The following is a 14266-nucleotide window of genomic DNA, read 5'->3' as shown; positions in this document are numbered from 1 at the left end:
CCCCCCCCCCCCCCCCCCCCCCCCCCCCCCCCCCCCCCCCCCCCCCCCCCCCCCCCCCCCCCCCCCCCCCCCCCCTCCCCCCCCCCCCCCCCCCCCCCCCCACCCCCGGTGGGCGGTGCGCGGCGCTCCGTGTGCGCCCGGTCCGGCCGCGGGACGGCTGCCCGGCCCGGCGGCTGACGGCCGTCCGGCCCGGCGGCGGACGGGTGTCCGGTCCGGTGGCGGACGCCCGTCCGGTTCAGCGGTCGGCGGCCACCGTGAGCCGGTCGTTCGCCTCGTCGCGGTCCACCCGCACGGTGTCGCCGTCGTGCACCTGGCCGGAGAGGATCGCCCGGGCCAGCTGGTCGCCGATCGCCGACTGCACCAGGCGGCGCAGCGGGCGGGCGCCGTAGGCCGGGTCGTAGCCGGTCAGCGACAGCCAGTCGCGGGCCGCCGGGGTGACGTCCAGGGTGAGCCGGCGGTCGCGCAGCCGCGCGCCGAGCCGGGCCACCTGGAGGTCGACGATCCGGCTCAGCTCGGCCGAGCCGAGCGGGTCGAAGACCACGATGTCGTCCAGCCGGTTGAGGAACTCCGGCTTGAAGGCGGTGCGGACGCTCTCCAGCACCAGCTCCTTCTTCTTCTCCTCGGGCACCAGCGGGTCCACCAGGCTCGGTTCATTGAATACGTGGGAACCCAGGTTGGAGGTGAGGATCAGGATCGCGTTGCGGAAGTCCACCGTGCGGCCCTGCCCGTCGGTGAGGCGGCCGTCGTCCAGCACCTGGAGCAGCACGTCGAAGACCTCGGGGTGGGCCTTCTCCACCTCGTCCAGCAGCACCACGCTGTACGGGCGGCGCCGCACGGCCTCGGTGAGCTGGCCGCCCTCCTCGTAGCCGACGTAGCCGGGCGGGGCGCCGACCAGCCGGGAGACCGAGTGCTTCTCGCCGTACTCGCTCATGTCGATCCGGACCATGGCGTGCTCGTCGTCGAAGAGGAAGTCGGCCAGCGCCTTGGCGAGTTCGGTCTTGCCGACGCCGGTGGGGCCGAGGAAGAGGAACGAGCCGGTCGGGCGGTCCGGGTCGGCGATGCCCGCCCGGGTGCGCCGCACCGCGTCCGAGACCGCCTGCACCGCGGCCTGCTGGCCGATCAGCCGCTTGCCCAGCTCCTCCTCCATCCGCAGCAGCTTGGCGCTCTCGCCCTCCAACAGCCGCCCGGCGGGGATCCCGGTCCAGGAGGCGACCACGTCGGCCACGTCGTCCGGGCCGACCTCCTCCTTGACCATCGAGGCGCTGGCGTCCTGGTCGGCGGCCCGTTCCTGGGCCGCCGTCAACTCGGCCTCGGCGGCCGGGATCTCGGCGTACATCAGCTTGGAGGCCTGCTCGAAGTCGCCGTCCCGCTGGGCGCGTTCGAGGGCGCTCTGGAGGCCGTCGAGGCGCTCCTTGAGCTCGCCGACCCGGTTCAGGCTCTTCTTCTCCTGCTCCCAGCGCGCGGTCAGGCCGCTGAGCTGCTCCTGCCGGTCGGCCAGGTCGCGGCGCAGCCGGGCCAGCCGGTCCACCGAAGCCGGGTCCGATTCCTTCTCCAGCGCCAGCTCCTCCATCCGCAGCCGGTCCACCGAGCGCTGCAGCTCGTCGATCTCGACCGGGGAGGAGTCGATCTCCATCCGCAGCCGCGAGGCCGCCTCGTCGACCAGGTCGATCGCCTTGTCGGGCAGGAAGCGGGCGGTGATGTAGCGGTCGGACAGGGTGGCGGCGGCGACCAGCGCGGCGTCCGCGATCTGCACCTTGTGGTGCGCCTCGTAGCGTCCCTTGAGGCCGCGCAGGATCGCGATGGTGTCCTCGACGCTGGGCTCGCCCACCAGCACCTGCTGGAACCGCCGCTCCAGCGCCGGGTCCTTCTCGATCCGCTCGCGGTACTCGTCCAGCGTGGTGGCGCCGACCATCCGCAGCTCGCCGCGGGCCAGCATCGGCTTGAGCATGTTGCCGGCGTCCATCGCCGAGTCGCCGCCGGCGCCCGCGCCGACCATGGTGTGCAGCTCGTCGATGAAGGTGACCACCTGGCCGTCGCTCTGCTTGATGTCGTTCAGCACGGCCTTCAGCCGCTCCTCGAACTCCCCGCGGAACTTGGCGCCGGCCACCATCGCGCCCAGGTCCAGCGCCACCAGCCGCTTGCCGCGCAGCGACTCCGGCACGTCGCCGGCCACGATCCGCTGCGCCAGGCCCTCGACCACGGCGGTCTTGCCGACGCCGGGCTCGCCGATCAGCACCGGGTTGTTCTTGGTGCGCCGGGAGAGCACCTGGACCACCCGGCGGATCTCCTGGTCCCGGCCGATCACCGGGTCGAGCTTGCCGTCGCGGGCCGCCTGGGTCAGGTCGGTGCCGTACTTCTCCAGCGCCTTGTAGGTGCCCTCCGGGTCGGCGGAGGTGACCCGGGCGCTGCCGCGCACCTGGGTGAAGGCGTCCAGCAGCGCCTTGGGGGAGGCGCCCTGGCGGGTGAGCAGCTCGGCGACCGCGCCGCCCTCGGCGGCCAGGCCGACCAGCAGGTGCTCGGTGGAGACGTAGGCGTCGTCCAGCTGTTCGGCCCGGCGCCCGGCGTCCTCCAGCACGGCCAGGGTGTCGCGGCCCAGCTGCGGGGCGGCGACGGTGCTGCCCTGGGCGCTGGGGAGCTCGCGGAACTGGCGGCGGGCGCCGGCCAGCAGCTGGGCCACGTCGGCGCCGACGGCCTCCAGCAGTGGGCGGGCGATGCCCTCGGGCTGCTCCAGCAGGGCGAGCAGGATGTGCACCGGCCTGACGTCCGGGTTTCCCGCGCCGCCGGCCTGCCGGATCGCGGCGGACAGGGCTTCCTGGGTCTTGGTGGTGAACTTGCTCGCGTCCATGGCCACTGGTCTGTACTCCTCCTGGTCCTGCGCTGTCTGCGTGACTGGTCATGCGCTGTCTGCGTGAGCTGGTCGTGCGTTGGGTGAGCTGGTCCTGCGTTGTCGATGGTGAGCTACATTGAATGAGCGAAGTTGAGTCTACCTCGCTCAGCTTTTCTTGGTAAGCGCCAGCAGGTCCCGGGCCGGGCCGGTGGGCCGGGTGCCGGCCGGCCAGACCGCGCGCAGCGGGCGGCTCAGGTCGAGCCCGGCCAGCGGGACCTCGACCAGCCGGCGGGTGGCCAGCTCGTCGGCCACCGCCAGCTCGCTCAGGCAGACCGGCCCCGCCCCGCTCATCGCGGCCGCCTTGAGCGCGGTGCTGGAGGCCAGCTCCAGCAGCGGCGTGGCCCGCAACCCGGCCGCGGCCAGCCCCCGGTCCAGCACCTCGCGGGTGCCGGAGCCCGGCTCGCGCAGCACCAGCGGGGTGGCGGCCAGCTCGGCCGGGGTGATCGGGGCGCGGCGCCGGGCCCAGGGGTGGCCGGGTGCCACCACCAGCACCAGCCGGTCGCCCGCGACCACCGCGCCGGACAGCCCGCCCGGGATCCGCGGGCTCTCCACGAACCCCAGGTCCGCCTCGCCGGTCAGCAGCTGCTCGGCCACCGCCGCCGAGTTCGCGGTGCGCAGGGTGACCGCGGTGGCCGGGCGGGCGGACGCCAGGGCGAGCAGCCAGCCGGGCATCAGGTACTCCGCCACGGTCAGGCTGGCCACCACCCGCAGCCGGGCGTCCCGCCGCTCGCGCAGCGCCTCGATCCCGGCGTCCAGCACCTCGGCGGCCTCCACCACCCGGCGCGCCCAGCCGACCACCAGCAGCCCGGCCGGGGTGGGCCGGGAGCCGCGCGGCGAGCGCTCCAGCAGGGCCACCCCGAGCTGCCGCTCCATCCCCTTGATCCGGGCGCTGGCGGCGGGCTGGCTGATCCCCAGCTCGGTCGCGGCCCGGCCGACGCTGCCGAGCCGGTCGACGGCGAGCAGCAGTTCCAGGGCGCCCAGCTCCGGGACCCGGGGGGAGAGAGTCATAGGTCCAGGTTATGTCCTGATAGCCCGGAGGCCGCTACCGGAGGGCCGGCCACCGGCCGAGGCTGGGTCCATGGCCACCGTCACCGTCATCCGTCCCCGTCCCCGCCTCCGTCCGCTGGCCCGCACCCGCCCGCGCTGGGACCTCGCCCAGCTCGGCCCCAACTGGTACGCCGCGGTGATGGGCACCGCGATCACCGCCAACGGCGCGCTCGCGCTGCCCTACCAGGTGCCGGGGCGGCTGGTCTTCGCCCGGGCGGTCTGGGTGCTGGCCCTGGTCTCGCTGCTGGTGCTGCTCGGCGCCCGGCTGGTGCACCTGGTCCGGCACCGCGCGGCGGCCCGCGAACAGCTGCTGGAGAACCCCGCCACCGCGTTCTTCTACGGCTGCCCGCCGATGGCCCTGCTGGCGGTCGGCTACGGCACCCTGGCGATCGGCCCCGCGCTGCTCGGCAGCGGCCCGGCCGTCGTGCTGGACGCGGTGCTCTGGAGCCTGGGCACCCTCTACGCGGTGCTGGTGGCCGCCGGGATCCCGTACCTGATGCTGACCCGGCACGAGCTCTCCGCGCTGCGCGCCAACCCGACCTGGCTGCTGCCGGTGGTCGCCCCGATGGTCTCGGCCGCACTCGGCCCCGCGCTGCTGCCGCACCTGCCGGCCGCGCTGCGCCCGCACCTGCTCTACGCCTGCTACGCGCTCTTCGGCGCCAGCCTGCTGGCCACCCTGGTGGTGCTGCCGGTGGTCTTCGCCGGCCTGGTGCACAGCAAGCTGCCGGCGCTGGTGCTCACCCCCTCGCTCTTCCTGGTGCTCGGGCCGCTCGGCCAGTCCACCACCGCGGTCGGCAACCTGGCGGACGCCGCCCGCCCGGTGGCTCCCCGGCTGGCCGGGGCCGCGCTGGACTTCGCGATCCTCTACGGGGTGGCCGTGCTCGGCTTCGCGGTGCTCTGGCTGCTGATCGCGGGCGCGGTCAACCTGCGGGCGCTGCGCCGGCACCGGATGCCGTTCGCGATGACCTGGTGGGCCTTCACCTTCCCGGTCGGCACCTGCGTCACGGGCGCGGCCGGGCTGGCCCGGCACACCGGGCTCGCCGGCTTCGGCTGGCTGGCGGCGGGGCTGTACGGGCTGCTGCTGCTCGCCTGGGCGGTGGCGGGCGGCCGGACCCTGGCCGGCCTGCTGGGCGGCCGGCTGCTGCGGGCGGCGTGACGGCGCTCCCGCCGCCGGGCCGGCGCGAGGTCACCTCCCGCCGCTGCCGGGCCGGCGCGAGGTCACCTCCCGCCGCTGCCGGGCCGGCGCGAGGTCACCTCCCGCCGCTGCCGGGCCGGCGCGAGGCCCCCTCCCGCCGCCGCCGACTGATCCGCCGTCACCACCAGGCGCCCCGCGCGGGCGATCGACCGTCACCCGCCCTCGCGCCGCGGACAGTCGGCTGGCAGTATGGCCGCTGGCACTATGGCCGCGGACAGTCAAGTTCAACGCCGGCCAGCGAAATCAACGGGGTGCGGGCCACGGCCTGGACAGGGCACCGGGGGAACACCAGAGGAAGTGGTGTGGTGATGTCAGGGGCGGATCAGGACTGCCTGCCGGTCGATCTGGTACTCGATCCGGCCGCCCGGGCGCTCTACCTCGCGGTGGTGGCCAAGGGCGGCTGGGTGAAGTCCGCGGAGGTGCAGCCGGCCGACGCGCCCGCGCTGGCCAGGCTGCTGGAGCTCGGCCTGGTGCGCGGCCTGCCGGGCGGCGCGTTCTACTCGGCGGTCAGCCCGCGCGCCTTCCTCGGCCGGGCCGCCGGGGCGCTGCGGGACCGGGCCGTGGGCCTGCTACGCCGGGCCGACGAGCTGCCGGCGGTGCTGGACGAGCTGGCCCACGCCTACGACGCCTCGCCGCGCCGGGTGGACCGCACCGGCACCGTCGAGACGGTCCAGCACCGGGACAGCATCCGGCACCGGATCGCCCAGCTGGTCGCCGACACCGAGTCCGAGATCCTCACCGCGCAGCCCGGCGGCGACCGCCCGCCGGACCACCTGGCCTGGGCGATGGCGCAGGACGTGCCCTTCCTGCGGGCCGGCGGCGCGATGCGCACGCTCTACCAGCCGGTGGCCCGCACCGACCCGGCGACCAGCTCCTACGCGGCCGCGGTCACGCCCTACGGGGCCCGGATCCGGCTGCTGGACGAGGACTTCCAGCGGATGCTGATCTTCGACCGCACGGTGGCGGTGATCCCCGCCTCGGCGGACATGGGCAGCGCGGCCTTCATCACCGACCCCACCGCGGTGGAGCTGCTGGTCGAGCTCTTCGAGCGGGACTGGCGGCGGGCCGAGCGGGTGGCCTGGGGCAGCGAGCACGCGGTGCCGGACGGCGACGCGGTGGCCGACCGGATCGCCCGGCTGCTGGCGAGCGGCCTGAGCCGGCGGGCGATCGCCACCCGGCTGGGCCTGAGCGAGCGCACGGTGGCCGCGCACATCGCCCGGCTGCGCGAGAAGTACGAGGCGGAGACGCTCTTCCAGCTGGGCTGGCTGATGCGCGGCGTGGGCTGACCGGCCGGGGGTCGCCCGGCTGCGGGGTGACCGACCTGGGTCGACCGGCCGGGGGCTGACCGGTCGGGGCACCCGCAGCTGCACGAACACGCAGCTGCGGGAACGCGCACCGGGCGGTGCCTTGTCGTGCGCCCACGCGGTGGGCCAGCCTGGGTCCGGGCTGTGCCCTGACCTCGGGGACCTGGAAGTCGGTCAAGCCGCGGCCCGATCAGTCGAACTGATGATGACTCAGCGATCGGTCGAGCCCGGCCGGCGGACGGACGGAGCGCCGGGGCGCGCCCGAGCCACCGTCCGACCCACCGCCCGACCCGACCGGCCGCCGGGGCGACGGGGAGGAGTACGCGATGGTCGGACGCTCGCACGTGCTGGTGGAGAGCCAGGCGGTCTGGGGGAAGCCGGGGGCGGACCGGTTCCTGCGCGAGGCCGTGACGCTGGCCGAGTCGGGGGACCGGGTGATCCTCTACCTGGTCGAGGACGGGGTCTTCGCGGCGGTCTCGGACGGGATCCCCGAGCTGGCCCGGCTGGTGGAGCTGGGCTCCGAGGTCTGGGCCGACGACCACTCGCTGACCCATCGCGCGCTGGCCGCCACCAGACTCTCGCCCTACGTCCGGGTCAAGGGCGCCGAAGCCCTGGACCGGGTGGTGCGCGGCTCCACCGGGCGGGTCGCGATGCACTGAGGCTGCACTGGGGCTGCCGGGGGCGCCGGGGTTCCCGGCTGCACCGGCGGTCCCAGCGTTTTCCCAGCTCACTACCAGCGAGACCGAACGTTCTCCTATCGTCGCAGCTCAGCTGGTGTGTGGACGGACGGTCACGGAGCGATTCTGCACGTTCGTGCAGTTGCGGGAACTTGAAGGCGAAACAACCTTGTCCCTCGCCCCGCGCGCTGTGAGGCTAGGGACACGCCAAGCCGCCCGGGCAACCGCAGCCCGTCGGTGGTGACTCGTCCGCCGTCTTCGCACAGGGGCAGAGGTATCTGCGCGGGGAACAGGTGGGCGCCGGGTGGTCAGCCATATGTGGTGATGGCGACCGGTCCGGTACCAGCGAGGCGTTGCTGCTCCGCCTCGCTGGAAGCACCTCGGATTTGGCGTCATGGAGGTGGATCCGCCCGGAGCGCAGGAGACTGCGCGTCCCTGGCTCCGGGCCGGATCCGCTGTCCGCGGACCGCCCGGGCTGCCCATCACGGGGGCGGGCAGCCCGGGGCTCCGGCCCGGCGCTCACGTTCCGTCGTTCACGTGTTCCTCCTCCACTCTTCCCCCCTTCTTCCTCCCTCCTTCCCACCGGCCCGGTTTGCGCCCCGGGGCCGCCCGCACCCATTCCTGATGAGATGATGCGGACCGGCGGTCGTTCGACCGCTGCCGGTCCAGCGCGTGCAGGGGGGACGGGGTGGCCCACACCACGGCGGTGCCGCGAGGCGCCAGGTCGCTGCCGCCCGCCGAGCGCACTCCCCCCTCCGCGGCGAGGGTTCAGGGGGAGTCGACGCGATGACCGACGTGACCGGGAGCGGCCCGGCGGCCGGCGGACCCGAATCGGCCATCGGCCCCGCGCTGCCCAGCGAGGCGGCCCGCGCGCTCTACCTGGCGGTGCTCGGCGAGGGCGGCCGCCTGGCGGCGGCCGAGGTCGGCGACGCGCTCCGGGCGGCGGTGGCCGAACTCGTCGAGCTCGGCCTGCTCGCCGAGGAACCCGAACGGGCCGGCTACGCCGCGGTGAACCCGCGTGCGGTGGGCGGCCGGCTGAGCGAGGAACTGCGCTCGGCGGGGACCCGGCTGCTGGTCCAGGCCCAGGAGATGCCGGCGCTGCTGGAAGACCTCACCCGGGCCTACGATCTGACGCCCCGAAAGGTCGACCGCTCCGGCGAGGTCCGCCACCTGCACGACGAGGGCGAGATCCGGCAACTGATCGACCGGCTGATCGGCGAGTCCGACCACGAGGTCATCTCCGCCCAGCCCGGCGGCCCGCTGCCCACCCACTTCGTCGAGTCCGCGCTGGAGCGCACCGCCGCCTTCCTGGCCCGCGGCGGCGGCATCCGGGCCCTCTACGAACCGGCGGCCCGGCTCGACGGACCCACCACCGCCCACGTGCTGATCGCCACCGAGCGGGGCGTCCGGTTCCGGGTCCTCGGCGAGTCCTTCAAGCGCATGCTGATCTTCGACCGGGCCACCGTGGTGATCCCCGGCGACCCCGAGTTCACCAACGCCGCCGTCCTCGAGGACCCGGCGGTGGTGGCCTTCCTGGTCGGCATGTTCGAACGCGACTGGCAGCGCGCCGAGCCGGTCCAGTGGAGCCAGGCCGCCCCCGACACCGTCGGCCTGCCGGTCCACGCCCAGGTCGGCCGGCTGCTCTCCCAGGGCCTCACCCAGCGCATGATCGCCACCCGACTCGGCCTCAGCGAACGCACCGTGGCCGGCCACATCTCCCGGCTGCGCGAACTCTACGACGCCGAGACCCTCTTCCAACTGGGCTGGCTGATGCGCGCAGCCACCGGCGAGAGCCGTCCCGGGTGAGCCACCCGGCCGTGGGCGCGACGAGTGCTCCGGCTGTGCCGGACGCCGAGGCGCAGGCTCTGTACCGGGCGTTGTTGGAGGGTGGCGGCCAGTTCGGGCCGGAGCGGGTCGCTGCGGCCGAGGTCGCGGCGTTCGAGCGGCTGCGGGCGGTCGGGCTGGTGGTGGAGCAGCCGGACGGACTGTGGACCGTGACCAATCCGCGGGTGGCGGTCGCCCGGATCAGTGCCGGGCTCCGGTCGGCGAGCCGGGCCGTGCTGGACCGGGCCGACGAGTTCGGCGAGCTGGTCGACGAACTGGCCCTCGCCTACGACCGGGCGGCGGCTGCGCCGAAGGGCGGCGGTTCGATCGAGGAACTGACCGAGCTGAGCCAGACCCAGCAGCGGATCGAGCAGTTGGCGGCCGAGTGCACCAGGGACATCCTCACCGCGCAGCCCGGCGGCAGCCGCCGGCTGCTCTGGAAGGAGCGCACCTTCGACACCGCGCGGCGGTTGCAGCAGCGCGGCGTCCGGATGCGCACGCTCTACCACCGCGCCGCGCTCGCGCACCCCGACCTGGCCGAGTACGCCGCGTTCGCCACGGGGCTGGGGCACCAGGTCCGGGCCCTGGACGAGGACTTCCCCCGGGCCATGGTCTTCGACCGTGCGGTTGCGGTGGTGGCGGGTTACCCGGGTCGGATGGTGGCGTCCATCATCGAGGACCCGGTGCTGGTGGAGGTGGTGGTCAACCAGTTCGAGCGGGACTGGGCCCGGGCGGCGCGGGTGGGGCGCCCGGAGCCGACCGTGCCCGAGGACGCGCGGCTGGTGGAGCTGCTGGCCACGGGACTGACCCAGCAGGCCGTCGCGTCGCGGTTGGGGTTGAGCGAGCGGACGGTGGCGGCGCGGATCTCCCGGCTGCGGGAGCGCCATGACGCGCAGACGCTGTTCCAGCTGGGGTGGCAGATCCGGGCCGCCGAGCCGTCCGTCGGCGGCTGACCTCGGGGGCGGTCAGCCACGGGGAGAGGAAGCTCAGCCGTTCCGGGGCCTCAGCGGTTCTCGAGCTCGGCCCTGCTGGAGGTCAGCCGATCGCGGCGTCGCTGGCGGACCAGCCGTCGAAGGCGCTGCGGGCCGCCGGGATCGGCTTGAAGTGCTCGCCGGGCGCGGTCCAGAAGCCCTCGCGCAGCGACAGGGCCATGCCGGCCCAGTCCAGCGCGGTCTCCACGATGTGCCGCAGGCTCTCCTGCGACCAGCTGTCGTCGAAGACCAGCGGCAGCACCGGGGCGACCTGCTCGATGGTGGCGATCAGTGGGTTGTGCGTGATCGCCTCGTCCACCAGCAGCACGATCGGCTTGCGGAGCGCGGAGCCCCAGCCGAGTTCGAGCGAGACGCCGGCCGACAGCGGGGAGCCGACGTAGGCGAAGACCAGGTCAGCGGTCTGCAGGGCGCGGAAGTCGGAGGGCACCCGCGGTTCCGGAGCCCGGCCCTCCACGGTCCAGGCGTCACTGTGGTGCGCGCTGTACACCGCGGCCCCGCTGCGCAGCAGCGAGCTGCGCAGGGCGGTCAGGCGGGTCCGGCTGGCGAGCGTCACCACGCTGTCGGCCGGCCCGGTCAGCCGCATGAGCGGCGCGGCGAGGAAGACACGGGCCCGCCGGCTCTCGGGGGCCTGAGGTGCGTGCTGACGCAGGTGGGGCTCACTCATGGCGAAGGCTCCGGGGGAGTTGACGATCCTGCTGAGTGTGGTCTCCGCAGGTCAAGCGGGGTGCGGAGCGAGCGGGGGACGGTTGCTGGGCCGCCTCGAGATCGGGGTGCTCGGCGCTCGTTCGCCTATTGATCGTCACTGCCCACGGTGCACGGCGTCCACAGGACCGGTGTGTCATCTCCCTGACTGGCATGGGGATGACACGCGTGGACGCGCTGATCGCTGTCGGGGCTCCGACAAACAGGTGTCATATTTCTGCCTGGCAGCACGATGACACGGGTTGCCGGCTGCCTGAGCTTGCCCTGGGCCGGAAGTATGGCTTTGATAAACGCTTGTTCGCATCTAATCGCGTGATCGTGATGAGATGCTTTATCGCCCGTTATATCAGGTTCATGACAAGGAGGCACCACGTGCGTCGTGCACCTCGATCCGGAATCCGCGTGCTGCTGACGGCTGTCGGCATCGGCGCGGCCTTGATGGTGTCGGGTTTCGTTTCTCACCACGTGACTGCGCCAGCTCCCGCTGACACGGTCTGGACCAAGAGTTCGGCGATTCCCGCCGACACGGTCTGGACCAGGAGCGCAGGGGTGGTTCCTGCTGACACCGTCTGGACCTAGAGCGCGGCAGCGCTTGACCACCCGCCCCCTGCCCGACCCTGGGCGGCAGCCGGAACAGGCGGCCGCCGGTCACTGACGGGCGGGCGGCCGGTCGTGGCCGGGTCGTACGGGGCTCAGTGGGAGACCGGGCCCAGGGGGAGACCGGGCTCAGTGTGAGGAGGCGTCGGGGAGGAGCGATGCCTCCTCGGCATCGGGCATCTCGGCGTCCTCCTGGTAGAGGCTCGTCGGAGCGCTCAGCGCCATCCGCCACCCCAGCTGGAACAGGGTCTCGGAGCCGTACTCCTCCCGGAAGTCGGCGATGTGCCTGGCCAGGGTGCGTTCGCTGATCCCGAGGTTGCGCGCGATGACCCGGTGGCCGACGCCCTGGATCATCATGCGCAGGATGTTGGTGCGCATCCGGGAGATGACCTCCGGCGGGACCTCGGTGGCGCCGAGGAAGGGGCTGGAACGCTCCCAGAGGCGCTCGAACGAGTCGACCATGTAGGCGACGATCGCCTCGTCACTGATGAACGCGGCCTTCTCCGTGTCGTCGCGCACGGGTATGACGGCGATCCGCCGGTCGATGACGAAGAGTCTGGTGAACGGCTCCTCCAGGGTCCGGATCGCACCGCCGCCCTCGGTGATCCGCTCCACGTAGTGCCGCGCGGGAGCGGAGTAGCGGGCGCTGGGGTGGTACAGGACCCGGCGGGCCACTCCCCGCCGCAGCAGCGTCAGATCCGACTGGACCGCGACCTCGTCGACGGCCGTCTGGCGCCGGCTCCCGCCCGGCTGCGCGGTGAGGATCTCCACCTGGGCGGCCTCGACCAGGGCCCGGACCCGCTGGTTGATCTCCACCACGCCGTGGACGTACTCGACCGGTCCACCGGCGTGCAACTGCTGGTCCAGCGACCGATAAGCGCGGCTGAGTTCCTGCATGGCGGCGGGTATGGACACCGCCTGCGACAACAGGGAAAGGGCCTGCTTTTGCCAGGCGGAACTGAGTCTGCTGGCCAGCCATTCCGGATCGGTGGCCGTTACCACGGCCGGTTTTCCTTGGCCGATAACCAATAGACCGAGTTCGGCGAGCTCCGAGTATGGGCTGCTGAGATCCGCCTCGTTCACCTCGACGCTGCCACCAGCGGCAATCACCTCGAGATAGAGGGCTTTCGCCTCGGCGGACACGAAGTCGACATGCTCGTTGTCACGCTCGCCTCCGCTCGTCGAACCCACCCCTGGCTCCCCCTCTCAGGAAGTCGGAACATCCCTTCATCTGCCAGCACTCTACGCAAGCGCGGGAGCGCTTGGCACCCCACCGTTCGGTGGGTGGCCAAACGCTCCCGCTCGCTCCGCTTCCGTTCCGCCGTCCCTACCGCCGCGGCCGCCACACCACCAGGGCGCTGGACTGCTGCGCCGGCTGGTACGGCACCAGGTCCCGGCGGTAGGAGGCGTGCACCGCCGCCTCCCGGGCCTGCAGGGCCGCGCCGGCGCCCTCGACGGCGGCGGCGAGCTCGGCGACCCGGGCCTGGAGCGCGGCGACCTGGTTCTCCAGCTCGATGATCCGCTTGATCCCGGCCAGGTTGATGCCCTCGTCCTGGGAGAGCCGCTGCACCTCGCGCAGCTGCTGGATGTCCCGGGCCGAGTAGCGGCGGCCGCCGCCGCCGGTGCGGTCGGGACAGACCAGGCCGAGCCGGTCGTACTGGCGCAGCGTCTGCGGGTGCAGGCCGGAGAGCTCGGCGGCCACCGAGATCACGTAGACCGGGGTCTCCTCGGTGAGCACGTAGCCCGCCGCGGCGGCCCGGCGCGGGCGGGCACCGGGGCCGGGGCCGCCGGGCAGGCCGTCGCCCAACCCGACGCCGATGCCCTCGGCCCTGGTCTCCGCGGGCCTCGGGTCGGTGTTGCGCTCGGGGTTACGCATGGTCAGCTCACGCTCCCTCCGCCGCCTTGAACAGGGCGGCACGCGGGTCCTCGGACGCGGTGGCGTCGCGGTACTGCTCCAGTGCGCTCAGGGCCTCGCCGTCCACCTGCTGCGGGACCGTCACCTCGACGGTCACCAGCAGGTCGCCCCGGGTGCCGTCCTTGCGGGTGGCCCCCTTGCCGCGGGCCCGCAGGGTCAGGCCGTTGGCGCTGCCGGCCGGCAGCCGCAGCTTCACGGCCGGGCCGTTCAACGTCGGTACGTCGATGGTCCCGCCGAGCGCGGCTTCCGGGAAGGTGACCGGGACGGTCACCGTCAGGTTGTCGCCCTTGCGGCCGAAGACCGGGTGCGAGGTGACGTGCACGCTGACGTAGAGGTCACCGGGCTGGCCGCCGCGCTCGCCCTGGGCGCCCTTGCCCTTGAGCCGGATCCGCTGGGCGTCCTGCACCCCGGCGGGGATCCGCACCTGCATGGTGCGGGCCGAGCTGGCCCGGCCGCTGCCGTGGCAGTCGGGGCACGGGTCGTCGACGATCATGCCGCGGCCCTTGCAGTCGCGGCACGGCTCGGAGAGCGCGAAGGCGCCCTGGCCGCGGCTGACCGTGCCGGCGCCGACGCAGGTCGGGCAGACCCGCGGGGTGGTGCCGGCCTTGGCTCCGGTGCCCGAGCAGCTCCGGCAGGCGGCCTGGCTGGTCATCCGCAGCGGGACGGTGGCGCCGTCCACCGCCTCCTCGAAGCTGAGCGTGACCTCGGTCTCCACGTCGGCCCCGCGCCGCGGCTGGGCCTGCCGGCCGCCGCGGTTGAACAGGCCGCCGAAGACGTCGCCGATCCCGCCGCCGGCGCCGCCGCCCTGGGTGCCGCTGAACAGGTCGCCGAAGTCGAAGCTGTAGCCGTTGCCGCCGGGCCCGCCGGGGCGCATCCGGCCGGTGCCGAAGAGGCTGCGCGCTTCGTCGTACTCCTTGCGGCGCTTGTCGTCCGACAGGACGTCGTAGGCCTCGGAGATGTCCTTGAAGCGCTCCTCCGCCTTGGCGTCACCCTTGTTGGCGTCCGGGTGGAACTCGCGGGCGAGCTTGCGGTAGGTCTTCTTGATCTCCGCAGTGGTGGCGTCCTTGGGCACGCCGAGGACCTTGTAGTAGTCCTTCTCCACGTAGTCCTTCGTGCTCATGGCTGC

12 protein-coding genes are annotated in these 14266 nt (G+C 73.7%); 6 read left to right on the top strand and 6 right to left on the bottom strand.

The window, feature by feature from the left end; all coding sequences use genetic code 11:
- Window positions 1–235 precede the first annotated feature (235 nt).
- The gene (gene clpB / locus ACQRUO_RS21975) at window positions 236–2845 is read right to left on the bottom strand and encodes an ATP-dependent chaperone ClpB (protein WP_428317721.1); all 2610 of its coding nucleotides are present in this window, start codon (window positions 2843–2845) and stop codon (window positions 236–238) included.
- Between the two features lie 147 nt (window positions 2846–2992).
- Window positions 2993–3895, bottom strand: a complete 903-nt coding sequence (locus tag ACQRUO_RS21970; protein ID WP_428317720.1) for a LysR family transcriptional regulator — start codon at window positions 3893–3895, stop codon at window positions 2993–2995.
- Between the two features lie 70 nt (window positions 3896–3965).
- On the opposite strand from ACQRUO_RS21970, the gene ACQRUO_RS21965 reads away from it, so the two are divergent.
- The 5 genes from ACQRUO_RS21965 to ACQRUO_RS21945 all read left to right on the top strand — a co-directional run bounded on the left by ACQRUO_RS21965 (window position 3966) and on the right by ACQRUO_RS21945 (window position 9887).
- A complete protein-coding gene (locus ACQRUO_RS21965) occupies window positions 3966–5090 on the top strand; it encodes a TDT family transporter (RefSeq protein ID WP_428317719.1) in 1125 nt (374 codons plus the stop codon).
- A gap of 347 nt (window positions 5091–5437) precedes the next feature.
- Complete coding sequence (locus ACQRUO_RS21960) at window positions 5438–6415, top strand: LuxR C-terminal-related transcriptional regulator (protein WP_428317718.1); 978 nt, start codon at window positions 5438–5440, stop codon at window positions 6413–6415.
- A 344-nt stretch (window positions 6416–6759) separates the two neighbouring features.
- A complete protein-coding gene (locus tag ACQRUO_RS21955) occupies window positions 6760–7092 on the top strand; it encodes a hypothetical protein (RefSeq protein ID WP_428317717.1) in 333 nt (110 codons plus the stop codon).
- Window positions 7093–7896: 804 nt separating this feature from the next.
- A complete protein-coding gene (locus tag ACQRUO_RS21950; RefSeq protein WP_428317716.1) occupies window positions 7897–8916 on the top strand; it encodes a LuxR C-terminal-related transcriptional regulator in 1020 nt (339 codons plus the stop codon).
- A gap of 11 nt (window positions 8917–8927) precedes the next feature.
- Complete coding sequence (locus tag ACQRUO_RS21945) at window positions 8928–9887, top strand: LuxR C-terminal-related transcriptional regulator (RefSeq protein ID WP_428317715.1); 960 nt, start codon at window positions 8928–8930, stop codon at window positions 9885–9887.
- An 82-nt stretch (window positions 9888–9969) separates the two neighbouring features.
- Here the strand turns inward: ACQRUO_RS21945 and ACQRUO_RS21940 are convergent, their stop codons facing one another.
- The gene (locus tag ACQRUO_RS21940; RefSeq protein WP_428317714.1) at window positions 9970–10590 is read right to left on the bottom strand and encodes a hypothetical protein; all 621 of its coding nucleotides are present in this window, start codon (window positions 10588–10590) and stop codon (window positions 9970–9972) included.
- Between the two features lie 206 nt (window positions 10591–10796).
- Here ACQRUO_RS21940 and ACQRUO_RS21935 point away from each other — a divergent pair, with 206 nt between their 5' ends.
- The gene (locus ACQRUO_RS21935; protein ID WP_428317713.1) at window positions 10797–11207 is read left to right on the top strand and encodes a hypothetical protein; all 411 of its coding nucleotides are present in this window, start codon (window positions 10797–10799) and stop codon (window positions 11205–11207) included.
- A 147-nt stretch (window positions 11208–11354) separates the two neighbouring features.
- On the opposite strand, the gene ACQRUO_RS21930 is transcribed toward ACQRUO_RS21935, so the two are convergent.
- The 3 genes from ACQRUO_RS21930 to dnaJ form a co-directional block, all read right to left on the bottom strand.
- The gene (locus tag ACQRUO_RS21930; protein WP_428317712.1) at window positions 11355–12416 is read right to left on the bottom strand and encodes a helix-turn-helix domain-containing protein; all 1062 of its coding nucleotides are present in this window, start codon (window positions 12414–12416) and stop codon (window positions 11355–11357) included.
- Between the two features lie 136 nt (window positions 12417–12552).
- Window positions 12553–13101, bottom strand: a complete 549-nt coding sequence (locus ACQRUO_RS21925) for a heat shock protein transcriptional repressor HspR (RefSeq protein WP_428317711.1) — start codon at window positions 13099–13101, stop codon at window positions 12553–12555.
- A gap of 7 nt (window positions 13102–13108) precedes the next feature.
- Entirely contained in the window at window positions 13109–14260 is a 1152-nt protein-coding gene (dnaJ, locus tag ACQRUO_RS21920; protein WP_428317710.1) for a molecular chaperone DnaJ, read from the bottom strand.
- Window positions 14261–14266 lie beyond the last annotated feature (6 nt).

Origin of the sequence: Kitasatospora sp. LaBMicrA B282, from assembly GCF_050325825.1 — a bacterium.
Taxonomy (GTDB): Bacteria; Actinomycetota; Actinomycetes; order Streptomycetales; family Streptomycetaceae; genus Kitasatospora.
This window is presented reverse-complemented; position numbering and strand designations above follow the sequence as displayed.